This window comes from Sphingosinithalassobacter sp. CS137, assembly GCF_014334115.1.
Taxonomy (GTDB): Bacteria; Pseudomonadota; Alphaproteobacteria; order Sphingomonadales; family Sphingomonadaceae; genus Sphingomonas.
Map to the genome: position 1 here is coordinate 3,080,268 of NZ_CP060494.1, position 24,218 is coordinate 3,104,485.

The window sequence follows — 24,218 nt, forward strand, 5'->3', positions numbered from 1 at the left end:
AGGGACCTCAGGTCAGTTCGCCGAAGACGCGCTCGATCTTCTCCTTGAGCGCGGCCGGGGCGAAGGGCTTCACGACATAGTTGTTGACGCCGAGCGCCGCGGCCTTCTGCACGATCTCCTTGTCCGACGAGCCGGTGAGCATGATGAACACCGTCTTGCCGATCACGGGATCGCCGCGGACCTGCTCGAGAAACTGAAGCCCGTCCATTTCAGGCATGTTGTAGTCGGAAATGACGAGGTGAACCCGATCCGTGCGGATCGCGCTCAGCGCCTCGGGTGCGCTCGCCTTGTCGCGAACGTCCTTGAAGCCCAGGTCTTGCAGCGCGCGACGGATCATCGCCCGCATGCTCGTCTGGTCGTCGACCACCATCACTTTGATCTGCGCAGCCGCAGGCATCAGACGCTCCCAATCTTCTCGTTGCGGCATGCCTTGAGGATCGCCTCGGGCAGTGCCGCCAGACCCAGTTCCTTTTCCACCGCGCCCGCCTCGAAGGCGGCACGCGGCATGCCGTAAACGACACAGCTGTCGCGGCTCTGCCCGAAGGTGCGGGCGCCTGCCCGGCGCATCGCCAGCAGGCCTTCCGCACCGTCCGCCCCCATGCCGGTGAGGATCGCGCCGACGGCCGAACGGCCCATTGCCGCGACCGACCGGAACAGAACGTCCACCGAAGGCCGGTGACCACCGACAGGATCGCCCCGGCGCAGCCGGATGCGGTTTCCAGCGGCCAGCTCCATGTGCCGTTCGCCTCCAGGAGCAATATAGACGGTTCCCGGTGTCACCGGCGCACCGTCCGTCGCTTCGACGACATGGACGCTGCACTCGCCGTCAAGCCGCTCGGCGAAGCTGCGCGTGAAGGTCGCCGGCATGTGCTGCACGATCAGCACCGGCGGGCAATCGGCGGGCAGGGCGGGGAGCAGGCTGAACAGCGCCTCCACGCCTCCCGTCGAAGATCCGATCGCGATGATCGCGTCGCCTGCGGTGCCGTGCATCGGCGTCGTCGCGCGCGGCAGCGGCGTGGGCCCGGCGCGCGGTGCGGCGCGTGCGGCCGCGCGCACCTTGCTGCACAACAGCGCCGCCTCGCGATTGATGTCCTCGGCGCTCCCGCTCGGCTTGGTGATATAGTCCACAGCGCCCAGCCGCAGCGCCTCGATCGTCACGGCGGCGCCGCGGGCGGTCAGCGTCGAACACATCACCACCGGCATCGGCCGAAGCCGCATGATCCGCTCGAGGAACGAAAGGCCGTCCATCCCCGGCATCTCGATGTCGAGCGTCAGCACGTCTGGATCGAGCGTCTTGATCATCTCGCGCGCGGCGAAGGGATCGGGCGCCATGCCGACCACTTCGATCGCCGGGTCGGACGAAAGGATGCGGTTGAGCGCCGCGCGCATGCTCGCGCTGTCATCGACGATCAGGGTGCGCACGGGCGCGTTCATCGGGCAGGATCCTTCACATATATCGTCTGGCCGCAGCCGCGCATCCGCGCCGCCGCCGGACCGATCAGCCGCTCCGAATGGCCGATGTAGAGATGACCGCCGGGCGCCAGCTGCTCGACGAACCGTGCCTCCAGCTCCGCCTTCGCGGCATCGTCGAAATAGATCATCACGTTGCGGCAGAAGATCACGTCATAGGCAGCCTTGAGCGGCCAGGCGGCGAACAGGTTGAGCTCGCGCGCCGTCACCAGCGCGCGTGCCTCGTCCGCCATGACGAAGCCGTTGCCCGACGGACGCATCCAGGTGCTGCGATAGGGTTCGGGTACGGCTGCGGCGATGCTGTCGGAATAGAAGCCGCGTGCCGCCGCCTCGACCACCGGCGGCGCGATGTCGGTCGCCAGCAGGCGCACGTCCGCGTTGCGCAGCCAGGTCGCGGACGTGCGGTCCGGGCCGAGCAGGCACATCGCGATCGTGTACACTTCCTCGCCCGACGAGCATCCGGCGGACCAGATGCGCACCGGCTGTCTGGCGGCCGCCTTGCGCTTCAGTTCGGGCAGCACCTGCGACCGGAAATGGTCGAAATGGTGCGGCTCCCGGAAGAAATGCGTGTGGTTGGTGGTGAGCGCGGTCACCATCCGCGCCCGCTCGACCATGTCCTTCTGCACCAGCGCGACATAGTCGCTGTAGCGCGCGAGGCCGTTTTCGCGCAGCCGCCGCGCGAGCCGCGACTGAACGAGCGTGGTCTTCGCTTCGCTCAGCGCGATGCGCGCGTCGGACTGCATGATCGCGGCGATGGCGGCGAAGTCACGCGGAGTGAGCTCCGCATTCTGCGCTGCTGCGGCCATCGCCGTTCCGCCGCCGGCAAGCGCCGCGGCGGCGCCGCCGGCGGGGCTCATGCCGCGAGGTCCAGGTGGCTGGTGAGCGACAGCGCGTCGAGGTCGAGCAGCAGTACCATCTGCATGTGCTCGCGCTTGCTGCCGTCGGTTCCGCGCGCCGCGATCCGGACGAGGCCGTGGATCACGTGCGGCTCGCCGATTTCGACGTCGGGGGCGGGCTGCACTTCCTGGCTGCCGATGTTGACGATGTCGGTCACTTCATCGACCAGGAAGCCGGCGTGCTTGCCGCCGATCGAAACGACGAGGATGCACGAGCGCGGGTGGATCGCGCTCGGCTCCCAGCCCAGCCGCTCGGCGAGGCCGACGACCGGCACCACGTTGCCGCGCAGGTTGGTCACGCCCTTGATGAAGCTCGGGACGGTCGGGATCGGCGTCGGCTCTTCCCACTCGCGAATCTCGATCAGCGAGCCCATCTCGATGCCGAACATCTGCTTGCCCAGCGTGAAGGTCACGATCTTGCGGTCGACGGCGTCGCCCGACTTGTCCTCGGTGTTCATGCGGCGATTCCTTTCAGTGCGTAGCGGGGGGCGGGCACGGGCGCGGAGACCAGTGCCTCGATGTCGAGGATCAGCGCGATCGAGCCGTCACCCAGGATGGTGGCGCCGCCGAGCCCGCGGATCGGATGGAGATTCTGGTCGAGGCTCTTGATCACCACTTCGCGGCGATCGTCGATGGTATCGACGACGATACCGACATGGCCGGCGGCTTCGCTTTCGACGATCACCACCAGCGAGTCCTCGATCGGCCGATCGTCGTTCAGCCCGAAGATCTCGGTGGCGCGCTTCACCGGCAGGAAGTCGCCGCGATTGTCGATCACCTCGGTCGTGGGCGAGGTACGCTTCACCTGGCCCGACTCGGGCTGGACCGTCTCGATCACATGCGCCAGCGGCAGCACGAAGCGCTGGCCGGCAAGCCGGACGATCATGCCGTCGAGGATCGCGAGCGTCAGCGGCAGGATCATGGTGAAGGTCGTGCCCTGACCCGGGGTCGACTGGATCTCGACCCGGCCGCCCAGCGCCTCCACGTTCGATCGCACCACGTCCATTCCGACCCCGCGGCCGGAAATGTTCGAGATGGTGTCGGCGGTGGAGAAGCCCGGCGCGCAGATGAGCTGGTCGATCTCTTCGTTCGAAAGCTGCGCGTCCGCGGCGACGATGCCCTTCTCGACAGCCTTGGCGAACACCTTCTCGCGATTGATGCCGCGGCCGTCGTCCTTCACGCGGACGAAGATGCGCGCACCGCGCTGTTCGGCCGAAAGATGGATCGTGCCTTCCGGGTTCTTGCCGGCGGCGATGCGTTCCTCGGGGCTTTCGATGCCATGATCCGCGGCGTTGCGGATCATGTGCGTCAGCGGGTCGCCGATCTTCTCGATCACGCCCTTGTCGACTTCGGTCGTCTCGCCCGTCGTCTCGAGGTTGATCGTCTTGCCGGTCTCCGCGCCCAGATCGCGCAGCATGCGCGGCACGCGGCTGAACGCCTGCCGGATCGGCTGGGCGCGCAGCGACATGACATTGTCCTGGATCTGCCGCGTCAGACGCGCCAGTTCGGGCAGTTCGACGCGCTGCTGGTCCGCCGACGAAAGCCGGTCCGACAGGATCGAGTTGCGGATCACCAGCTCGCCGACGAGGTTCAGCAGCAGATCGAGCTTCGCCAGATCGACGCGGATCGTCTGCGAGGCCGCCTCGGGCGCGCGCTCGGCGGCCTTTGCCGGCGCTTCCTCGGGCGCAGGCGCTGCCGGCGCTTCGGTGGTGGCGGCGGCGATCGTCTGCACCATCGACAGCATGGCGTCGAGGTCGTCCACGCCGCTCAGCGTGGCAGCGGCGCCGGTGGGAAGCGGCGCGGCTTCCTCACGCACGATCTCGACCCGCGTGTCGGGCGAAACGAAGTCGAAGCAGTCGGCGATCGACGTCTGCTCGACCGTGCCGGGCACGCGCAGCGTCCACGCGAAATAGCTTTCCTCAGTGTCGAGGTCGCGCAGCGAGGGCAGGGCGCCGGTGTCCACCGCGATGACTTGGCCGCCCAGGCTTTCGACCTCACGGACGACCAGCAGCGGCTCGCCGGCATTGGCGAGGTCGCCGCGCGCCGGAGCGTAACGGACGATCCAGTCGCCCTCGGCCACCGGCTCGGCGGGCGCGTCGAAATCCTCCAGGCTGACGCCGATCGGCTGGAAGCCGAATTCGTCGGCATCGTCGGCGGGCGCAGGGGCGGCCTCGACCGGAGCGGCCGCAACAGGCGCGGCGGCCAAGGGGGCATCGCCATCCTCGGCCACGCCCTTGTCGGCGAGCACCTTGTCGAGCGCCTCGAGCATCGCCGCGTCGGCGGGGCGACCCGCCTGGCCCTGGGCTGCCGCGACATGGTCCGAGAGCAGGTCGAATGCCGAGAGCATGACCTTGATCACGCCGGCCGTCGGCACGATCTTCCCGGCGCGCACTTCGTCGAGCACATTCTCGAAGCGGTGCGCGAAGGCGGTCAGATCGGCATGGCCGAACGCGCCGGCGCCACCCTTGATCGAATGCACGGCGCGGAACACGCCGGCGATCGTCTCGGCGGATACGTCACCCGCCTGCATCGCCGACAGACCTTCCTCGGCCGTCGTCAGTCCCTCGGCGCATTCTTCGAAGAAGATCGCCTGGATGTCGTCCATATCGTCGTTCACGGGCACACCCGGCGGATCGCCGCCCCCAGCTTGGCCGCTTCGAACGGCTTGGTGATCCAACCGGTGGCGCCGGCTTCGCGGGCGCGGGCCTTCTTCTCGTCCGAGAATTCGGTCGACAGCACCAGGATCGGAGTGCCCTTGAAGGCGGGGACGCCGCGCACCGCTTCGATCAGCTCGAAGCCGTCCATCTTGGGCATGTTGATGTCGGTGATCAGCAGGTCGGGCTGCACTTCGTGCATCCGCTCGAGACCGTGCTCGCCGTCATTGGCGCTTTCGATGCGATAGCCCTGGGCTACCAGCGACGTCTTGAGCAGCATGCGCATGCTCGCTGAATCGTCGACGGTGAGAATCAGCTTGGACACGTTTACTCTCCGGTTTGCAGGCCGAGTGCCTGCGTCAGCCGACAGCGCTCGACGCGCTCCACAAAGGCAGGGCTGGGATTATCGATGCGAAAATTCTGGCCGTTGCTCGCCGCTTCGGCGCGCGCGGCGACGAGCAGCTGGAGCACGGCCTGGCCGACGCTCTCCACGTCGGTGGCGTCGACTGCCATCTCGTCGTCGAGATCGGCGGCGAGCACCAGCCGGACGCGCAGGTCTTCCGCGGTGACAGTGGTTCCGTGCGCCGGCAGGCGAAGCGCGCGCTCTTCGGCGAGGGCGTCGATATCGGAGTCAGGCAGGGGCGGCATTGAGTCCATCTTTCGCCTCGTCGAGTGCGGTTTCGAGTTGTTGGAACGTCGGCGCATAGGCGCTGGGGGTCATCCGCCGGGCGATCTCGATCGCGACCTGAACGGGGACTTCCTGCGCATAGGCGACGATGGCGGTCTTCACGATCGCGAAGGGCTTGCAGTCGCCTTCGATCGTTTCCTGAAGCTTGGCGGCGAGCGGCCCGACCACGCAGTAGCTCAGCAGCACGCCCAGGAAGGTGCCGACCAGCGCGCCGCCGATCATTGCGCCCAGGATTTCGGTCGGCTGGTCGATCGAGCCCATGGTCTTGATGACGCCCAGCACCGCGGCGACGATGCCGATCGCGGGCAGACCGTCGGCCATGATCTGCAGCGCGTGCTGCGGACCCATCTCCTCGTGATGGTGTTTCTCGATATCGGCTTCCATCGCCGCTTCGATCTGATGCGGATCCTCGAAGTTCACCGTCATCATCCGCAGATAGTCGGCGATGAACTCGATCAGATGGTGGTCCTTCAGCAGCCGGGGATAGGGCTTGAAGAGAGCGCTTTCCTCGGGATTGTCGAGGTGCGGCTCGATCGCAGTCGCGCCGCCCTTGCGGAACGTCGAGAGCAGCCCGAACAGCAGCGTCAGCAGATCCTGATAGTCGCTCGCCTTCCAGCGCGATCCCTTGAAGGCGCGCCCCAGTCCCGCGCCGGCCTTCTTGACCGTCGCGATCGAATTGCCGACCAGGAAGGCGCCGATCGCGGCGCCGCCGATCGCCATCATCTCATGCGGCAGTGCATGGCTGATGATGTCGAACTTGCCGCCGGCAATCACGAAGCTGCCGAAGACGCATCCGAGTATGATTACGAAGCCGACGACGATGAACATGATGGTTCCAAGTGTTCCCTGGTTATTCTGGAATTATAGGAAGGAATGTGCGGCCGCGGTGGCTCTCAGGAGATTCACGCTGGCGCCGCCCCGCAGGCAGTTCATCGCACGGCTGCGGCTTCGGTCGCCGAAGTCGGAGCGGGACTGGAGGCAGGCTCGCGCGCGACGAGCGGGCGAAAGGCGACGGCGAGCATCGCCGGTCCCTCGAAATTGGTGTGCGGCGGCACCATCAGGAAGGAATCGGCGCCGGTGCATCGAAAGAGGTGCGGCGCGACCTGCTCCATGCCCTCCAGCGTCGGCATCGCCTCAACCGGCTGCGTGTCCGACGGTTTCTCCGCCAGGAAGTCCGCCACCGGCACGAATTCCGCCGAGACGATCTGCAGCCATTCGTAGAGTTTGCCGAACTGGAGGCCGACGGCATATTGTGCCTCCCCGACGGGGATCGTCGCGAGATAATGGCCATTGTGCGTCGGTGTCGCGCGGATGCTCGATGCCGCCACGTCGCGGCCGTCCGCGAGCAGGATCGGAACGTCGATGCCGTGATCGCAGAAGTCCGCGAAGCGCAGGTCCATGCCAAAGCGGCGTTGCGCGAGCAGAGTCAGGTTGAGCGGCAGGCCGTGCCCGCGCAGCTCGGCGGGAAGATACATGCGATCGGCGCCCTTCAGGTAGAAGAGCCCGCGCCGCTCGAGTCCCGCCTTGGCGATCTCCGGGTCGAACAGCTTCACTGTCTCCGAACCGCCCAGGTTCACGTCGTGCTCGAAGCGCGTGAGCACTGCGAGCTCTTCCGGCTGGGGCAGGAACATCAGTCGCGCCAGAGCGGCTGCGGCGCCACTGCGTTCGCATTCGGCGCGGGCGCTGTCGTTCGTCCGGATGATTGCCTGGGCATGATCGCGTGCAAAGGCGATGGCACCGCGCTGGGCCCGTTCGCGCGTCTCGCTCTGGCGTCCCTTGATGCTGTTGCCGGCACGTACCGGGCTGCCGTCGTCGGAATAGTCGATCACCGAGCCCTGGGCCGCGGTGCACAGCTGCTCGAGCACCGCCACGTTGGCGGCAAAGGCTTCCAGCGTATCGGCATCGTGCGTGCTGCCGTCCATGAACCCGCGCTTGTCGAAGCCAGTCGCTGCCTGTTCGCGCAGCAGCAGGTACCGGCCGGCGACATGCACCCCCAGCAGCGCGCGCAGCACCGGCTCGGCATGGTTCTGCACCGTTCCGTTGTAGCCCAGGTCGGCCAGCAACAGCGTGTCGCCCGGCTGCGGATCGCATTCGCGGCGCAGATAGGTGGCGAGGCGTTCGGCGAACGCCTGCGAGCGCCGCTGGATCGCAGCCATGCGGCGTGGCGCGCGCAATGCCTTGGCAAGCGCTCCCAGCTGCGCCTTCTCCGGAAGCGCGTTTACGATCTCCGCGATCTCTTCCGGCGGGAACAGCAGCTGGCGGAGCAGATCCTCGGGCGTGCCGTTGCCGAGCTCGGCCTCGACATAGTCGTGCACCGCCGCCTCGTCGCGGAAGCTCGCGGCGGTCGCGGTGAAGCGGCTGAGCTCGATCGCATGGCCGGCGCGAGCGGGGAAGGCGGCCTCGTGGATGCGGCGCGGCAAATGGCCGTCGCGCATCAGGAACAGCATGTGGACGCGTCCGCCGTTCGTGGCGGCGAGCGCCTCGGCTTCCTGCTCGAGCCAGTTCGCGAACGGCACCAGCACGGGGCCGAGCACATTGTGGCCCAGCGCTTCGGCGGCGTCCTCGATCCGGTGCGCACCCGCGGCGAGCATCGCGCGGTGCGGCTGGAAGACCGCGCCGCCCGCATCCACCATCGCGCCGGTCGCCGCTTCGAGCCGCAGCCGCTGCGCGCAGCCGTCGGTGAACTGGCGCAGATGCAGGGCAGGGATGCCGTGGCGGCGCGCTGCATCATGATCGGCGGCGCAATTGTCGCCGATGTGCAGCACGCGCTCGGGCTTCACCGACGTCTTGCGCAGCATCGTGCCGAGCAGGCCTTCCTTCTTCGAAAGCTTGTGCTCGGAAGACGCGAAGATGGTGTCGATCAGGCCTGCGACTTCGTCGCCCGCCGCGCGGCGGATCAGCTCGCGAAGCTGCTTTCCACTGAGATAGGTGTCGCTGACGATGACGGTCTTGATGCCGCGCTCCCTGGCGGCCTTCATCAGTGCGACGGTGGGGCCGAAGGCAAAGCAATGGCGTGCCTCCGCGTCGATCTCGGCGTCCACCGCTGCCGCGCGCGTCGCCGCATCGGCGTTGGGCAGCAGCTCGGCGTAGATTTCCTCGATCGAAACCTCGTTGCGACTGTGGCGCAGCAGCGCCGATCGCCGCGCACGGGTTTCCGCCCACATCCGCTGTTGCGGCGTCGTTCCGCTCAGCAGGCGGAAGATGTCGCGCGGCGCATGCGTGTCTCGCCACAGCAGCGTGTCGAAACAGTCGAGCGACAGGAGCCTTACCCCCGCGCGGGTTTCGAGTGCGGTGGGAAGCTCATGCGGGAGGATCGTGTCGGCCATCGGCGGCTCCGTTGCGACAGAGTCTCGGGAAAAAGGCGCGCAAGGCGCATTCTTCTTATAGGACGATCGACCCCTCCAGGGTCCGAACGCTCTAAAATGGGTGGGTAAGCCAAGGAGCACGCCTATGACCCTTCAAGCCTATGCCGCTGCCCGCAGTCGGGCCGAAACCCCGCGCGCCACCGAGCATCGCCTGATCGGCGAGATCACCGGCGAAATGATGGATGCACAGAACGCCGGCCTCACCGGCCCGGCGCTCGTCCGTCCGCTGCACCGCAATCGCGAGATGTGGTCGACCTTCGCCACCGACTGTGCGGCCCAGGGCAACGGCCTTCCGGCGGAGCTCCGCGCGCAGATCGTCTCGATCGCCCTGTGGGTCGATCGCCACACCAGCGCAGTGATGGCCGGCCGCGAGTCGATCGGTGACCTGATCGACGTCAATCGCAACATCATGGAAGGGCTGCGCGGCGAGCGTCTCGCCGCCTGATCCATCGTCCGCACGTCGCAGAAGCGTCGCAGCCCACAGGCTGCGGCGCTTTTTTCGTGCGTCTTTCCTGCGCCGGCGCCCTGAGCGGCGGACATACGAAAAGGGCGCCGCGGCAGTGCCGCGGCGCCCCTTCGCGTCGATGGTTCAGCGGATCAGAAGGTCGCCCAGTCGTCCTGTGCGTGGCCGTTCGACATCGCCGCCATCGGCAGAGCCTGTACGGGCGAACTGTAGGCCGCCGCCCGCTTCGGGCTGGTCTTGGCCTGCTGCACGGCTGCTGCGCGAACGTTGCCGGCGGTCTTGCCGGATGCGTCGACCCGGAACCGGGCGGCCTGATCGGCCAGCGTGGTGACTTCGCTCGACAGGTTGCGCGCGGCGGCCGAGGTTTCCTCCACCATCGCGGCGTTCTGCTGGGTCGACTGGTCCATCGTGGTGATCGCGGTCGAGATTTCGCCGATCGCGGTCGACTGCGCCTGGTTGTCGGCAGCCATCTCGTTGAGCAGCGCGTGGACCTCGCTCACGTCGCCGCTGATGTTGGCCAGTGCGCCATCGACCTTCTGCACCATATCCACCGCCGCGACGATGTCGGTCTGGGTGGCGGTCAGCTGGTCGCGAGCGCGGCCGGCTTCTTCCTCGGCACGCATCGCGAGCGCCGAGACGAGATCGGCGACGACCGCGAAGCCGCGTCCCGCCTCGCCGGCACGACCCGCCTCGACAGCGGCGTTCATCGCGAGCACGCGCGTCTGGAACGCGATCTTGTCGAGCCCCTCGATCACACTGTCGATGCCCTTGGCGCTTTCGCTCACACGGCCCATCGCCTGCACCGCCTCGTCGGCGATCGCGCGGCCGCCCGAAACGGTGGCGATGGCGCCGTCGGCGCGCTCGACCGTGCTGGTCGCCGCGGTCGCGGTGGCGCGCAGCCGCTCGTTCATCTGGCTGACCGCAGCGGTGGTCTCCTCAAGGCTGGCGGCATTGGCTTCGGTGCGGCGCGCCAAATCCTCGCTCGCCTGGGCGATCTCGCCCGATCCCGTGCGGATCGCGCTCGTCGATTCCATCACCGAACCGATCAGCTCGCGCAGGCTGGCCAGGGCATTGTTGAAGTTGGTCTTCACTTCGACATAGGTCGGCGAGAAGTCGATGTTGATGTCGGCGGTCAGATCGCCTTCGGACACCTTGGCAAGCGAGCCGCTGAGCGTCTCGACAACCAGCTTCTGCTCGGCGTCGGCGCGCTCCTTCTCGGCCTGCGCGCTCGCCTGGGCGCGGGCATTGTCGCGGAACACCGTTACCGCGCGGGCCATTGCGCCGATCTCGTCGCGGCGTTCTCCGCCCTTAACGTCGAGGTTGTGGTCGCCTCCGGCCAGCCGGTCCATCAGGCCCGTCATCTCCCCCAGCGGCTTGGTGATCTGCCGGCGAACCAGCCACAGGACGACGCTTGCGATCAACACCAGTCCGATGAGCGAGGTCAGGATCAACGCCCAGGTCGCGCTGGTCGCATGCTCGGCGGCAGCCGCGGCACCGGCGTCCAGATCGGCTTCCTGATTCTCGACGATCGCGCTCAGTTCTTCGTTCAGCGTTTCGAACGGCTGCCGCGCGTCATGCTGCAGCACGTCTTCGGCGTCTTCGCGGCGGCCCTGCGCCCACAGCGCCGGAATGCGGTCGGTCGCCGCAGTGTACTCGGCGAGCGCACGCTTGGCCGTTTCGAGGCGCTCTGCGCTCTCTCCGTTGAGCAGCGGACCGAGTTCGGCGAGCTGGGCATCAATGCCGCTGCGCTCGTCCCTGATCTCTTCCATCAGTGCGTCGAAATCGGGCTTGTCGTTCTCGATGGCGACCTGGAACCAGATCTGGTGCTGACGGGTCTTGCGCTCGTTCGCCTCGGCGGCGAGCTGCAGGCTGCGCGCGTCTCCCCGGACCAGACGATCGGTGTCCGCTGAGATGCTGTGCAATTGAACGGTGCCGAACGCGGTGATGAAAACGGCCAGGACGGCGAACAGCGCCAGACCGGACATGATCTTTGCCGCGATCGGCAAATTGGTGAAGTGCTTCACGAGGGGCCTCCGGGAAAAGTGGAACCACGGACTCGCTTTTCCCTGTGGCGGCCCGTTTGCTTCATTATAGTGCAGTCGCGGGGCCCGGATGGTTTACGCGGCGGAAATAGGGGTTTGGCCGGAGGTCGTTTCGGCGCCGACCGGCGCGCCGATGCGAAGCAAAAACGGGCGCCGCGATGTGGCGGCGCCCGTTTCGTTCCAGCGTCAGTCGGCTTCAGAAGGTCGTCCAGTCCTGTCCGCTGGAGTGGCTTGCGGAGCCATTCACCGCCGCTGGCGGCAGCGCCCTGCCGGACATGCCATTGCCCGGCGAAGCTGCCGGCTTGCGCGCGGGCGCGAAGCTGCGCGGGGCCGGAGCGTTGCCGGTGTCGACGCGGAACATCGACGCCTTGTCGGCCAGCGTGGTGACTTCGCTCGACAGGTTGCGCGCGGCGGCCGAGGTTTCCTCCACCATCGCGGCGTTCTGCTGGGTCGACTGGTCCATCGTGGTGATCGCGGTCGAGATTTCGCTGATTGCGGTCGACTGCGCCTGGTTGTCGGCAGCCATCTCGTTGAGCAGCGCGTGGACCTCGCTCACGTCGCCGCTGATGTCGGCCAGTGCGCCATCGACCTTCTGCACCATATCCACCGCCGCGACGATGTCGGTCTGGGTGGCGGTCAGCTGGTCGCGAGCGCGGCCGGCTTCTTCCTCGGCACGCATCGCGAGCGCCGAGACGAGATCGGCGACGACCGCGAAGCCGCGTCCCGCCTCGCCGGCACGACCCGCCTCGACAGCGGCGTTCATCGCGAGCACGCGCGTCTGGAACGCGATCTTGTCGAGCCCCTCGATCACACTGTCGATGCCCTTGGCGCTTTCGCTCACACGGCCCATCGCCTGCACCGCCTCGTCGGCGATCGCGCGGCCGCCCGAAACGGTGGCGATGGCGCCGTCGGCGCGCTCGACCGTGCTGGTCGCCGCGCTGGCGGTGGCGCGCAGCCGCTCGTTCATCTGGCTGACCGCCGCAGTGGTCTCCTCAAGGCTGGCGGCATTGGCTTCGGTCCGGCGCGCGAGATCCTCGCTCGCCTGGGCGATCTCGCCCGATCCCGTGCGGATCGCGCTCGTCGATTCCATCACCGAACCGATCAGCTCGCGCAGGCTCGCCAGGGCGGCGTTGAAGTCGTTCTTGAGCGCGGCATAGGTCGGCGGGAACTCCGTCGTCACCTCTGCGGTCAGGTCGCCGTGTGTCACTGCGGTGAGGCTCCCGGCGAGTGCGCCGACGACCATTTCCTGCTCGGCTGCTGCCTGTTGCTGTGCACGCGCGGTGTCGCGGAAGGTGAACATCGCCCGCGTCATGCGGCCGACGCAGTCGGTATAGTCGGTGAATTCGATCGGCGTATCGAGATCGCCCGCGGCAAGCCCCTCCATCCGGACGACGGTGGCGACATACGGATCGGCGATCGCGCTGCGGAAGCGCATGCCCTGAACGACCGCCACCAGCGTCAGCGCCGCGCCCATCGCCGCAGTGATCCAGGCACCCTGCAGCAGTGCGGCGAGAGCGAGGATGGCAGGCAGCGCCGCCATCGTTCCGAAGGCGATCTTGAGCTTGAGGCGGATCGGCGCAGAAGATCTGAACCAGTGCATGGAGCGCTCCTTGTGATTTGAGGTACACACCAGAACGCGCCGACCCCTGAACCCCTGCGCGATTGGTTGGGACGGCAGCAGTTGCGCTGATGTCCCGGTAGGGCCGTTATAGAAGCGATTGTGCAGATACGTTCGAAAGGGCTTCCGGGGGCAAATCCAGAAACGCGAGAATGTTCGCCCGCGCGCCGGCGCCCCGGGCGCTCTGTCCGCTGGTGTGAGGCACGAAAAAAGGGCGCCACGGCTGAGTGCCGGGCGCCCTTGAAAGTCGTTGAAGCTGAACCGCTTAGAAGGAGGTCCAGTCCTCCTGCGCTGCTGCGTGGCCGTTCGCCTTGCCGTTCGCCATCGCCGCCACCGGCAGCGCCTTGACGGGCGAGGAGTAGCCTGCGGATTTTTTTTCCGCGGAGCTGGTCAGCGGCGCCGCGACCGACCGAACCGAGGTGCGCGAGCGGGCCTCGGCGCCGATCCGGAAGCGTCCCGCATTATCCGCCAGCGTAGTGACTTCGGTCGAAAGGTTGCGCGCGGCGGCCGAGGTCTGTTCGACCATCGCGGCGTTCTGCTGGGTCGACTGGTCCATCGATCCCACTGCGGTCGCGATCTGGCTGATCGCGGCCGACTGCGCCTGGTTGTCCGCAGCCATGTCGTTGAGCAGGGCGTGAACCTCGCTCACGTCGCCGGTGATATTGGCGAGCGCGCCATCGACCTTCTGCACCATGTCCACCGCTGCGACGATGTCGGTCTGGGTGGCGGTCAGCTGGTCGCGGGCGCGGGCCGCTTCCTCTTCGGAACGCATCGCGAGCGCCGAGACGAGATCGGCGACGACCGCGAATCCGCGGCCCGCTTCACCCGCACGACCCGCCTCGACGGCGGCGTTCATCGCCAGAACACGCGTCTGGAACGCGATCTTGTCGAGCCCTTCGATCACGCTGTCGATGCCCTTGGCACCGTCCGCCACGCGCGCCATCGCCTGCACTGCCTCGTCGGCCACCGCGCGGCCGCCCGAAACGGTGGCGATGGCGCCGTCGGCACGCTCCACCGTGCGCACCGCCGCGCCGGCGGTCGCCTTGAGGCGATCGTCCATCTGCGCGACGGCAGCCGAGGTTTCTTCCAGGCTGGCTGCATTGGCTTCGGTGCGACGCGCGAGATCCTCGCTCGCCTGTGCGATCTCGCCCGATCCGGTGCGGATCGCCGCAGTCGATTCCATCACCGATCCGATCAGGTCGCGCAGGCTGGCGAGCGCGGCGTTGAAGTCGCTCTTCAGCCCTGCATAGGCGGTCGGGAACTCCGCCGTCACCTCTGCCGTCAGGTCGCCCTCGGTAAGCGCGGCCAGGCTGCGGGCGAGCGACTGCGTGACGATCTGCTGGTCGGCCGCCTCGCGGGCGGCCGCTTCGGTGCGCGCCACGGCTGCCACGCGGAACTGTTCGACGGCATTGGCGATCTCGCCCAGCTCGTCCTTGCGGTCGCGATAGGGGACTACCGCCTGGCCGCCTTCCGCGAGCGTCTTGGTGGTGTTGGAAACCTGGGCGAGCGGAGCCGCAACGGTGCGCCCGATCAAACGCCAGATTCCGAACAGCACGCCGAACGCCACGACGAGAATGCCTAGCGTCAGATACAGCACGCCCCTCGCCATGGCGTCGCCGGCGGCGTCGTTCCGCGCCGCACGCTCGGCGGCCAGCTCGATGAGCTCCCGCGCGTCTTCCAGCGCCTTGTTGGAAAGGTCGAGTCCTTCGGATTTCATGAGAGGCACAGCGGCTGCGCTTCCGCCAGCCCGGTGGGCGTCGATAATCTGCTCGTTGCCGCGTTCCAGCGTCTCGACATCTTGCACGAGGCGGTCGAACTGAGTCTGATACTCGCCGGCGAGCGGCGCGAACTTGTCGAGCGCCTCGACGAGCGCCTGCTTGCTGTTCGCATAGCGCTGGTCGAGCGAACGGAGTTCCTCCGAAGAGGTGGCGTTCATTCGGGTCCAGAGGATGATCCGATGCTCGCGCAGCTCGGACCGCACGTCGCCGAGCGCGGCCGTCCCGGCGATGCCGCGATCGACGTGCGCGCTCGCGACCGCGCTGAGGCGCTGGGCGCCCATGATCGCGGCGACGCCGAGGATGGAGAAAAGCAGCGCGATTGTGGCGAAGACGGCGAGCATCTTCCGCGCCAACGGCCAGTTGTTGAAGGTTGATAGCATGGGAAGAATCCGGAGTTGTGGACAAGAAGGTCAGGTGCCGCAGCAGGGCGAGCCAAGGCCATTATAGGAGGATGATTCGGCGCGGCGGACCGCGCCGTGCAGAGAAAATCGCATAAGATCATGTTGTTGTTAGCTAGTCTGCGTATCATTACGGAGGCGGACGTTTGTCGAGCGGTGAGATTGTCCTCCTATAAAAAGGCGACACTCACGATCAGGAACACTGCCAATGAACCGCCTTTCGCCGCGCCGCTTCGCTGCCGCCACCGCGTTCGCCGTCGCCGCAGCCATGCCGGCTTCCGCCTTCGCTCAGGACGCGAGTGACTCGCTCCGCTTCAGCATCGAGGGCGATGTGCGGGTGCGCGGCGAAGCGCTGGATGGCCAGTTCCGCGCGAGCGGCCTCGAGGAAGACAGCTTCGTCTCGACACGCACCCGCGTGAAGGCCGAGCTTGCCGCCGGTCCGGTGCGGCTGGTCGGCGAACTGCGCGACGGGCGCAGCCTTTACATGCCCGATGGCGACACTGCCGCACTCAGCACCAGCTCTGTCAACACCATCGAACCGCTTCAGGCCTATGGCGCGTTCGACATCGCCGGCGTCGCCGGCGGCACGCTCACCCTCTCGGGAGGCCGCTTCACGCAGGAGATCGGCTCCGGCCGCCTCGTGGGCATCCCCGGCTTCTCCAACTCGGTCGTGAGCTACGCCGGTGTTCGCGCCGAATGGGAAGGCGCGGGCGATCGCAAGGCGATCTTCTTCTGGACCCGGCCGTTCGACACGCTTCCGAGCGACGACGCCGCGCTGCGCGACAACGAGGTCGAGCTCGACCGCGTCTCGAACACTGTCACCTTCTTCGGCGGCAGCGTCACCACCGGCGTGATCGCCGGCGCGACCGGTGAGGCCTATGTGTATCGCTTCGCCGAAAACGACAGCGTCGCCCGTCCGACCCGAGATCGGAAGCTGGTGACGGTCGGCGGCCGCTTCGCGCGTGATCCCGAAGCAGGCGTCGTCGATTTCGATTTCGAGGCGGCCGGCCAGTTCGGGTCGATCCGTGCAGGAACCGCTCCGACTGCAGGCGAGCTCGACGTCGAAGCGGCGATGCTGCACGCCGAGGCCGGCTACACCTTCGCCACCGGCTGGTCGCCGCGCGTCGCGCTGGCGTTCGATCTCGCCACGGGTGACGGCGCCGACGCGTCCTATGGCCGCTTCGATGCGCTTTACGGCACGCGTCGTTCGGATTTCGGCCCGACCTCGATCTATGGCGCGGTGAAGGGCGCCAACATCGTCTCGCCCGGCATCCGGTTCGACGCCGAGCCGAACGCACGTCTCGATATGTCGCTCTTCGTGCGCGGCCTGTGGCTGGAAAGCAGCACCGATGCCTTCGTCGGCGCGGGTGTTCGCGATGCCAGCGGCAATTCGGGTAGCTATGCCGGCACCCAGGCCGAAGCGCGCGTGCGCTACTGGCTGGTGCCCGGTACCCTGCGACTCGAAGCGGGCGGCGCCTATCTGGCCAAGGGCCGGTTCCTCGAAGAAGCGCCCAATGCGCCCGACACCGGCGACACGCGTTACGGGTATCTCGAGCTTTCGGCGAAGTTCTGATGCTCCACCCGTGCCGTATGCCGGCCTAGGTATAACTCCGGGAGGGAGACGATTTCCCTCCCGGACTATCATGCCGCGCCCGCTGTTTACCGCCTTGACCGGGAGGGCGATGTGCCTGCCAAATCACTGCTGATCGTGCTCCTCGTCCGCGACGCGGGCGTTCGCAGCACGATGGCCGCCCGGCTCTCGATGCATGGTGTCGACGTGCTGACCGCCAGCGAATTTCACGATCCGGTGATGCACCGCACGCGCGGCAGGGCAGTGCTGGTTACCGACGAGGCAATCGCCGCGGAGGATCGCGCCGAATGGGCCGAGGCCCTGCAGGACGAGGCGCGCTGGCTTCGGATCGTGGTGCTCACTGCCGAGCCCCCGGAACCCTCCGGTCCCGACGATCGGCTGGTCTTCGTGCAGCAGCAGCATGCGGCGGCCCAGCTCGTTGCACTGCTGCCGGAATGGACCGATTCGGGTCTTTAGGACGCCTGGACCTCTTCCTTTGGGAACAACCCGGCGGCGAAGGCGATGCGCAAGGCCTCCGAAAGGCTGCGGACCTCGAGCTTCTCCATCAGGTTCGCGCGATAGATCTCCACCGTGCGCGGGCTGATGTCGAGCTCATAGGCGATGATCTTGTTCGAGCGCCCTTCGATCAGCCCCTTCAGCACATCGGTTTCCCGCGGGCTGAGCTTGTCGATCTTCGCCTGCGCTGCGGCGACGCGGGCGGCCTCCTCGCTATCCTCTTCGAGCCGGGAGAAGGCGGCATCGACGATTCGCAGCAGCGTTTCGGCCTCATAGGGCTTTTCTATGAAGTCGAGCGCGCCGGCCTTCATGGCTTTCACGGCCAGATCGACATTGCCCTGGCCAGTCAGGATCACTGCCGCGAAGCGGGGATCGTCCTGAATCGCGAGCAGTACGTCGAGCCCGGTCGAACCCGGCATGTGGAAGTCGAGCAGCAGGACGCCCCGGTCGAGCTCGGCGGATTCGGCAAGGAACGCATCGCCCGTGCGAAAGCCGCGGATCACGAGATCCGATTTCACCGACAACAGGCCGTGGAGCGATGCGCGGACGGGGTCGTCATCATCGACGATGTAGATTGTTCGTGTCACGCTTCCTCCAACTCCCTTACTGCCGGTACGGTGAACCGGAATGTCGCGCCGCCTTCAGGACGGTTCTCCGCTTCCAGCGTACCACCATGCGCCTCAATGATACGCCTGCTGATCGAAAGACCAATACCCATTCCGGCATTCTGTTTCGTCGTAACGAAACGGGTATACAATTGTTTTAGAACCGTATCTTTTATTCCGGGTCCGGTATCGCTCACGCTTACTTCGATGAATTGCTCGTTAAGCTTGCGCGAGGCGATGTGGATGCTGCGCTCGCTCGTCGGCGAATTGCGCAGAACGTCGATCGCGTTGCGCAGCAGATTTACCAGCACCTGCTGGATCTGAATGCGGTCTGCGAAGATCAGCCGAGCGGCAGGATCCAGCGAATAGGTCACGTCGATGTCGAACTGCCCGGTGCCGACGAGAACCAGCTCGGCAGCGTCACGCAGCGTCTGCTCGAGCGATTCCGCTCCGATCTCGACCTCACCCTTGGACATGAACGCCCGCATCCGCCTGATGATCTCGCCGGCGCGCTGGATCTGTTCGTTGGCCATGCGAAGCAGCTCGGAAATGCGATCGGCATCGCCCTGCTGCTCGATCAGGATGCGCGCAGCGGACAGGAAATTTGCGGTCGCGCTCAGTGGCTGGTTCAGTTCGTGCGCGATGTCCGCCGCCAGTTCGCTCATCGCGCTCTGCCGCGAAACATGGGCCAGCTCGGCGTTGAGATCGCTCAGCCGCTCCTCGGCAGCCAGCCGTTCGGAAATGTCGCGGAAGAAGAAAGTGAACAGAACGCCTCCGTCGACCCGCATGACTCCGCCTCTTCCCTCCAGCGGGAAGCGGCGTCCATCGGCATGTTCTCCCACTGCGGTGGCGGCCCGGCTGACGAGATCACTGTCTCCCGCGCGAAGAAATTCTCCCAGCGATGTCATGACCCGCTCGCGCTGGTCCTGTGGAATGAGCAGCGTATAGTCCCTGCCCACGACGTCCCCGGCGCGATAGCCCCACAACGCTTCTGCCGCTGCGCTGAATTCGCGGATCTTGCCCATCTCGTCGACCACCACCATCCCGTCGGGCACGGTCTCGAGCACCGAGCGCAGCTGCGCCTCCCGCGCGCGCAGCGCCATCTCGCGCTCCTCGCGCTCGCTGACGTCCATGATCACTCCGACGGTGCGTACCAGATTGTCCTGGGCATCGTAGAATGCGCGTGACGATCCCTCGACGGCGCGGACGGTGCCGCTCTGCTGAAGGAAACGGTATCGGAAGGTGAAGCGCTCGGCGCGATCGGCGACGGCTCTGGCGATCGTGTCGAGGATTTGCTGGACATCCTCCGGTTCCACCTGTGCCCGCCAGCTTTCGAAGTCGCCGATCGCGTTCGGCGCGAGGCCGAGCCGTTGTTCGGTGCCGGGGGACCAGGTGATCGCTCCCGTCTGCACATCCCATTCGAAAATGCCGAGTTCATGCGCCGACATCGCGATCGCGAGCCGATCCTCGCTCGCCCGGAGCGCGGCCATCGCCTCGGCCTCGCACGAAACGTCGGAGATGTTGCAGATGACCAGCGGCTCGCGCCCCGGTCGCTCCACGCGACGGGTTCGCTCGAGAACGGTGACTTCGCTTCCGTCGCGGCGTTGCTCCACCAGTTGCTGCACATCGGGTCCGGTGCGGCGGGGGAGGCCCGTTTGCCAATCCTGCTCGCATCGGGACCGCAGTAGTTCGTACTTCCGCTTGCCTCGTGCTTCCGCGGCGCTCCAGCCATAGAGTTGTTCGCATCCGCGCGACCAGTGGCTGATTCGCCCGTCCTCGGTCACCAGCACGATGGTCGTGAATTCGAGCGCCTCATTGAAGTCGGTCAGCAGCGCCTGTTCGTGCGCGAGCCTGACGACAGCCCAATACGTGACGACCGCCACGATCGCGATGTTGCCGAACACGACGATCATCTCCCGCGCCAGCGGAGACATCAGATCGGCGTCGGTGAGCGCCACTTCGAGCAGCGAGGGCACGACCGGAAAAAAGAGCACCACCGGCAGCAATCCCGCGATCGCACGCCAATCGACGTGACGGCGGCTCAGAAGGCGGTGCCGGCCGAAGTCGACGTTCCACACGATGCACGCGGTCGACAGCAGCACCGCCATGATTCCGGCGGGAAGCGCACCGGTGAACAGGCCCGACGACTGCTGCGACAGCGAGGAAAAGATCGCAAGCAGCGCCGCGAGGATACCCAGGCCGAGGCTCGCGCTCGCCAGCAGGTTGGCGTGCTCGCCCAAAAGAAAGCGATCCGCCCCGCGCAGCTTTCCGCTGACGCTTACATAGCCGGCGCACGTCAGGAGCAGGATCGAGGCCGCCGAATTCAGCGTTGGCCGGCCCGCCGCGTCGAGCGGATAGTCGCGCAGCGCGTCGGCGAACAGCAACGTGTCGGTGCCGAGGCTGAAGCCGCCCAGAATCTGCGCGATCGAGGCGCCGGCAATGACGAGCGGCGCAATCCAGATCCGGCGCGCGAGGCGTTTGTGCCCGAGCAGGCCCGCCAGATAGCCGAGCGACAGCACGATATAGCCCACCGACGTCCACGGCCAGATCGGGTGGCCTTCGACGCCGAAGCCGCGGAGCCACCGGAGGCCGAGGGACCAGCCGCCTATCAGCTCGACAAGGCCGCACAGAGCCGCGGCGGCGGCGAGATATGCCGCTAGTCGCCGTCTGGCCGGCATCGTTGCCGTTCCTGGCGTCTGCCCGTGCATCGTCACTCGACACGTCCTACGCACCGGGCGCGGAAGGCGCCCGGCAGGAGGAGCATAACGACATGTTTCCATATTGAAAATGTCCGTGCGTCCACGGTGGGCCAGCTTTTCTCGTCGCGCGCGAAGGTTGCGGGTGCGAAATCGTCTTGTCCCTTGCCAAGCGGACGCCGGCCCGCGATCAAGAGCGCGCACACGCGACCCGCGACGACTTGATGGGAGACTGCCGCTTGCTTCGATCGATCCTCATGCTGGGCGCGGCCGTCGCGCTCGCGGGCTGTGCCGCCGCGGGCGCCGGCGGCACTTCCAGCGCCTCGGCATCGTCCGATGCGGACGCGCGGGGGGAGAGCTACTCGCGCGATCCCTACCCCTCGACCTATCGGCCCTATGCGGGGGTGCCGACGCTCGTCACCAACGTCACCATCCTGGACGGCGAGGGTGGCCGGATCGAGAACGGCGCGGTGCTGTTCCGCGACGGGCGGATCGTCGAGGTCGGATCCGATCTCGCGGCCCGCGCCGGCGTGACGGTGATCGACGGGGCGGGCAGCTATCTCACGCCCGGCATCATCGACGTGCACAGCCATCTGGGCGACTATCCTTCGCCCTCGGTGGCGGCGGTCTCCGACGGGAATGAAGCGACCGCGCCCACGACGCCCGAGGTTTGGGCCGAACACAGCGTCTGGCCGCAGGATCCCGGCTTTTCCCGCGCGCTCGCCAATGGCGGAGTGACCACGCTTCAGATCCTGCCCGGCTCGGCGAACCTGATGGGCGGGCGCTCGGTCACGGTGAAGAATGTCTATGCGCGGACGGTGCAGGGCATGCGCTTCCCGGGCGCCCCCTATGGGCTCAAGATGGCGTGCGGCGAAAACCCGAAGCGCGTCTATGGCTCGCGCAACCGGATGCCTTCGACGCGGATGGGCAATCTCGCGGTCAATCGCCAGACCTGGGCGGAGGCGCAGGCATATGATCGCAAGTGGGACAAATATGAGGCCGAGGGCGGGGATCCGCCCGCGCGCGATATCGGCATGGATACCCTGCGCGGCGTGCTCGACGGCGAAATCCTGATCCAGAACCATTGCTACCGCGCCGACGAGATGGCGGTGGTCCTCGATATGGCGCGTGAGTTCGGCTATCGCGTCACTGCGTTCCACCACGCGGTCGAAGCCTATAAGATCGCCGATCTGCTCCGCGAAAGCGATACATGCGCAGCGGTCTGGGCCGATTGGTGGGGTTTCAAGCTCGAAGCCTATGACGAAACCGACGCCAATCTCGCGATCCTCGACGATCAGGGTGCCTGCGCACTGATCCATTCGGACGATGCCAACGGCATCCAGCGGCTCAATCAGGAAGTCGCCAAGGCACGTGCCGCCGGCATCCGCGCCGGAATGGACATCAGCGAGGAACATGCCTGGCGCTGGCTCGGAATCAATCCTGCGCGCGTGCTCGGCATCGCGGACCAGACCGGCAGCATCCGCGCCGGCAAGATGGCCGATCTCGTGCTGTGGAACGGCAATCCGTTCAGCGTTTACACGCGCCCGCAGATGGTGTGGGTCGATGGCGCTCTATTGTACGACATGAACAATCCCGAGTTGCGGCCGGTGTCGGACTTCGAGCTCGGCCAGCCGGGGCAGGGGATGTGACGATGAAGCGCATGATGCTTTCCGCGACCGCGATCGCAGCGGTTTTCGCCGCCGCGATTCCCGCCGCTGCGCAGGATGTCGCCATCACCAACGCGCGGCTCGTGATCGGTGACGGCTCGGCGCCAGTGGAGGGTGGCACGGTCGTGATCCGCGACGGCCGTGTCGTCGCCGCCGGTACGAACGTCGCCGTTCCCGCGGGGCTCCGCACCGTCGATGCGCAGGGCAAATGGGTGTCGCCCGGCATCGTTGCAGGGTTCAGTCGGCTTGGCATTGTCGAGATTTCCGGCGTCTCCGAAACGAACGATACCAGCGCCGACGATTCGCCCTTTCACGCCGCGCTGGATGTCGCCCCGGCGGTCAATCCGCTCGCCAGCGCGATCGCGCTGAACCGGGCCGAAGGCGTCACCCGCGCGGTCGTCGCTCCCGGCACCGGCGAGTCGATTTTCGCCGGCCAGGGCGCGGTGATCGACCTTGGAGCGGACATGGACGCGGTCACCGCGCCGCGCGCGTTCCAGTACATGGAATATGGCGAAGCCGGCGCCCGCACGGCGGGCGGCAGCCGCCCGGCCGCGCTCGCGATGCTGCGCAACGCGCTGATGGAGGCACGCGACTATGCGCGCGATCCGGCGGCCTTCGCCGATCGCGGCCGCGACGCGTTCCTCACGCGGCTCGATGCCGCGGCGCTGGCGCCGGTGGTGCAGGGGCGCGTGCCGCTGCTGGTCCATGTCGAGCGCGGATCGGACATTCTGACCGTCCTCGATCTCACGAGCGAGTTTCCCGATCTCGATCTCGTCCTGGTCGGTGCGACCGAGGGCTGGACGGTCGCTCCGCGCATTGCGGCAGCCGGCGTGCCGGTGATCGCCGCCGCGCTCAACGATCTGCCGGCCTCGTTCGAACAGCTCGCCGCCACCCAGTCGAACCTCGGCCGGATGCGCGCGGCCGGAGTGAAAATCGCGATCGGCCTGTTCAACGACGAGGCCCATCAGGTGCGCTGGGTGAAGCAATATGCCGGCAATCTGGTCGGGCTTTCGCGGGTTCCGGGCGAGACCGGACTCGATTGGGGCGCTGCCTTCGCGGCGATCAGTTCGGGTCCGGCAGAGGCACTCGGCATGGGCGGCGAGATCGGCTCGCTGCGTCCGGGCCGCCGCGGCGATGTGGTGATCTGGGACGGCGATCCGCTCGAGGTCGGGACGGCGGCGACGATGGTGTTCGTCGACGGCGTCGAGCAGCCGCTCGAAACCCGTCAGCAGCGGCTGCGCGATCGTTATCTCACCCCGCCGGACGGGCGTCTGCCGAACGCCTATCGGCATTGATCGGCGGTTCCGCCCGGAACTTCCGGGACGGCTGCGGCATTGCCGGGGGAGGCTTCGCACGCGCTGCGATCGGGTGACGAAGCGTTCTGGAGCTGAGGAGGAGCGACGAACATGAGCAAGTGGATCATTGCGGCCGGCGTGGCCGCGCTCGCGCTAGCGGGCTGCACCGAGGCGCCGGAATCGGATCAGACCGTCCAGCCGGCCGAGCCCGTGGTCGAGGACGGCGGCAATCTCGTCGCCACCAACGTTCAGGCGGCGATGTTCGAAATGGGTGAGTCCGAGCGTAACGTCGTCTTCATTCGCGCGATTCGCGACGCCGGGCTCCAGTGCCAGAACGTCACTGCGTCCGAACGGGTCGACGATGTTCAGAACCTGCCCACCTGGCGCGCGACCTGCCAGGACGGGACTGCCCATCTGATTTCGATCACCGTGGACGGTACCGCCAACATCATCAGCCGCACCGACACCTGATCCGAAGCGCGGCCGGTGCGCCGCGC

General features: G+C 67.0%; 20 protein-coding genes. 6 read left to right on the plus strand and 14 right to left on the minus strand.

Annotated features, from left to right (window positions below):
* Nucleotides 1-7: 7 nt before the first annotated feature.
* The 9 genes from H7V21_RS15170 to H7V21_RS15210 form a co-directional block, all read right to left on the minus strand.
* The gene (locus H7V21_RS15170) at nt 8-397 is read right to left on the minus strand and encodes a response regulator (RefSeq protein WP_188054537.1); all 390 of its coding nucleotides are present in this window, start codon (nt 395-397) and stop codon (nt 8-10) included.
* On the minus strand, nt 397-1,434 hold the full coding sequence (locus H7V21_RS15175) for a chemotaxis response regulator protein-glutamate methylesterase (protein WP_188054538.1): 1,038 nt from the start codon (nt 1,432-1,434) through the stop codon (nt 397-399). Before H7V21_RS15175 ends, H7V21_RS15170 begins: the two co-directional genes overlap by 1 nt.
* Nucleotides 1,431-2,327: a CheR family methyltransferase gene (locus H7V21_RS15180; RefSeq protein ID WP_188054539.1), complete on the minus strand. Its 897-nt coding sequence runs from the start codon at nt 2,325-2,327 to the stop codon at nt 1,431-1,433. The genes H7V21_RS15175 and H7V21_RS15180 overlap by 4 nt, the downstream gene beginning before the upstream one ends.
* Nucleotides 2,324-2,824, minus strand: a complete 501-nt coding sequence (locus H7V21_RS15185; RefSeq protein ID WP_188054540.1) for a chemotaxis protein CheW — start codon at nt 2,822-2,824, stop codon at nt 2,324-2,326. The genes H7V21_RS15180 and H7V21_RS15185 overlap by 4 nt, the downstream gene beginning before the upstream one ends.
* Complete coding sequence (locus tag H7V21_RS15190; RefSeq protein ID WP_188054541.1) at nt 2,821-4,983, minus strand: chemotaxis protein CheA; 2,163 nt, start codon at nt 4,981-4,983, stop codon at nt 2,821-2,823. Before H7V21_RS15190 ends, H7V21_RS15185 begins: the two co-directional genes overlap by 4 nt.
* Nucleotides 4,980-5,345, minus strand: a complete 366-nt coding sequence (locus H7V21_RS15195; RefSeq protein WP_188054542.1) for a response regulator — start codon at nt 5,343-5,345, stop codon at nt 4,980-4,982. The genes H7V21_RS15190 and H7V21_RS15195 overlap by 4 nt, the downstream gene beginning before the upstream one ends.
* Before the next feature lie 2 nt (nt 5,346-5,347).
* Complete coding sequence (locus tag H7V21_RS15200) at nt 5,348-5,668, minus strand: STAS domain-containing protein (protein WP_410482664.1); 321 nt, start codon at nt 5,666-5,668, stop codon at nt 5,348-5,350.
* Nucleotides 5,652-6,536 (minus strand): flagellar motor stator protein MotA, encoded by an 885-nt coding sequence (motA, locus tag H7V21_RS15205; RefSeq protein WP_188054544.1) that lies wholly within the window; start codon nt 6,534-6,536, stop codon nt 5,652-5,654. Before motA ends, H7V21_RS15200 begins: the two co-directional genes overlap by 17 nt.
* Before the next feature lie 101 nt (nt 6,537-6,637).
* On the minus strand, nt 6,638-9,034 hold the full coding sequence (locus tag H7V21_RS15210) for an HAD family hydrolase (RefSeq protein WP_188054545.1): 2,397 nt from the start codon (nt 9,032-9,034) through the stop codon (nt 6,638-6,640).
* A 124-nt stretch (nt 9,035-9,158) separates the two neighbouring features.
* On the opposite strand from H7V21_RS15210, the gene flaF reads away from it, so the two are divergent.
* Entirely contained in the window at nt 9,159-9,518 is a 360-nt protein-coding gene (flaF, locus tag H7V21_RS15215) for a flagellar biosynthesis regulator FlaF (protein WP_188054546.1), read from the plus strand.
* A 152-nt stretch (nt 9,519-9,670) separates the two neighbouring features.
* On the opposite strand, the gene H7V21_RS15220 is transcribed toward flaF, so the two are convergent.
* From H7V21_RS15220 to H7V21_RS15230, 3 genes are all read right to left on the minus strand, one after another.
* Nucleotides 9,671-11,560, minus strand: coding sequence for a methyl-accepting chemotaxis protein (locus tag H7V21_RS15220; RefSeq protein WP_262503908.1), 1,890 nt, complete (start codon nt 11,558-11,560; stop codon nt 9,671-9,673).
* A gap of 214 nt (nt 11,561-11,774) precedes the next feature.
* Nucleotides 11,775-13,178, minus strand: a complete 1,404-nt coding sequence (locus tag H7V21_RS15225) for a methyl-accepting chemotaxis protein (protein WP_188054547.1) — start codon at nt 13,176-13,178, stop codon at nt 11,775-11,777.
* A gap of 283 nt (nt 13,179-13,461) precedes the next feature.
* Nucleotides 13,462-15,354: a methyl-accepting chemotaxis protein gene (locus H7V21_RS15230; protein ID WP_188054548.1), complete on the minus strand. Its 1,893-nt coding sequence runs from the start codon at nt 15,352-15,354 to the stop codon at nt 13,462-13,464.
* Nucleotides 15,355-15,580: 226 nt separating this feature from the next.
* On the opposite strand from H7V21_RS15230, the gene H7V21_RS15235 reads away from it, so the two are divergent.
* Nucleotides 15,581-16,945, plus strand: coding sequence for an alginate export family protein (locus tag H7V21_RS15235; protein ID WP_188054549.1), 1,365 nt, complete (start codon nt 15,581-15,583; stop codon nt 16,943-16,945).
* A gap of 111 nt (nt 16,946-17,056) precedes the next feature.
* Nucleotides 17,057-17,419, plus strand: coding sequence for a hypothetical protein (locus H7V21_RS15240; RefSeq protein WP_188054550.1), 363 nt, complete (start codon nt 17,057-17,059; stop codon nt 17,417-17,419).
* Here H7V21_RS15240 and H7V21_RS15245 read toward each other — a convergent pair.
* Together H7V21_RS15245 and H7V21_RS15250 are read right to left on the minus strand one after the other, a co-directional pair.
* Entirely contained in the window at nt 17,416-18,045 is a 630-nt protein-coding gene (locus tag H7V21_RS15245) for a response regulator transcription factor (protein ID WP_188054551.1), read from the minus strand. The two genes, H7V21_RS15240 and H7V21_RS15245, sit on opposite strands and share 4 nt — an antisense overlap.
* Entirely contained in the window at nt 18,042-20,741 is a 2,700-nt protein-coding gene (locus H7V21_RS15250; protein ID WP_188054552.1) for a PAS domain S-box protein, read from the minus strand. Before H7V21_RS15250 ends, H7V21_RS15245 begins: the two co-directional genes overlap by 4 nt.
* Before the next feature lie 275 nt (nt 20,742-21,016).
* Here H7V21_RS15250 and H7V21_RS15255 point away from each other — a divergent pair, with 275 nt between their 5' ends.
* From H7V21_RS15255 to H7V21_RS15265, 3 genes are all read left to right on the plus strand, one after another.
* Nucleotides 21,017-22,408: an amidohydrolase gene (locus H7V21_RS15255; protein WP_262504112.1), complete on the plus strand. Its 1,392-nt coding sequence runs from the start codon at nt 21,017-21,019 to the stop codon at nt 22,406-22,408.
* A gap of 2 nt (nt 22,409-22,410) precedes the next feature.
* The gene (locus H7V21_RS15260; protein WP_188054554.1) at nt 22,411-23,721 is read left to right on the plus strand and encodes an amidohydrolase family protein; all 1,311 of its coding nucleotides are present in this window, start codon (nt 22,411-22,413) and stop codon (nt 23,719-23,721) included.
* A 111-nt stretch (nt 23,722-23,832) separates the two neighbouring features.
* Nucleotides 23,833-24,192, plus strand: a complete 360-nt coding sequence (locus H7V21_RS15265) for a hypothetical protein (protein WP_188054555.1) — start codon at nt 23,833-23,835, stop codon at nt 24,190-24,192.
* The last annotated feature ends 26 nt before the right edge of the window (nt 24,193-24,218 follow it).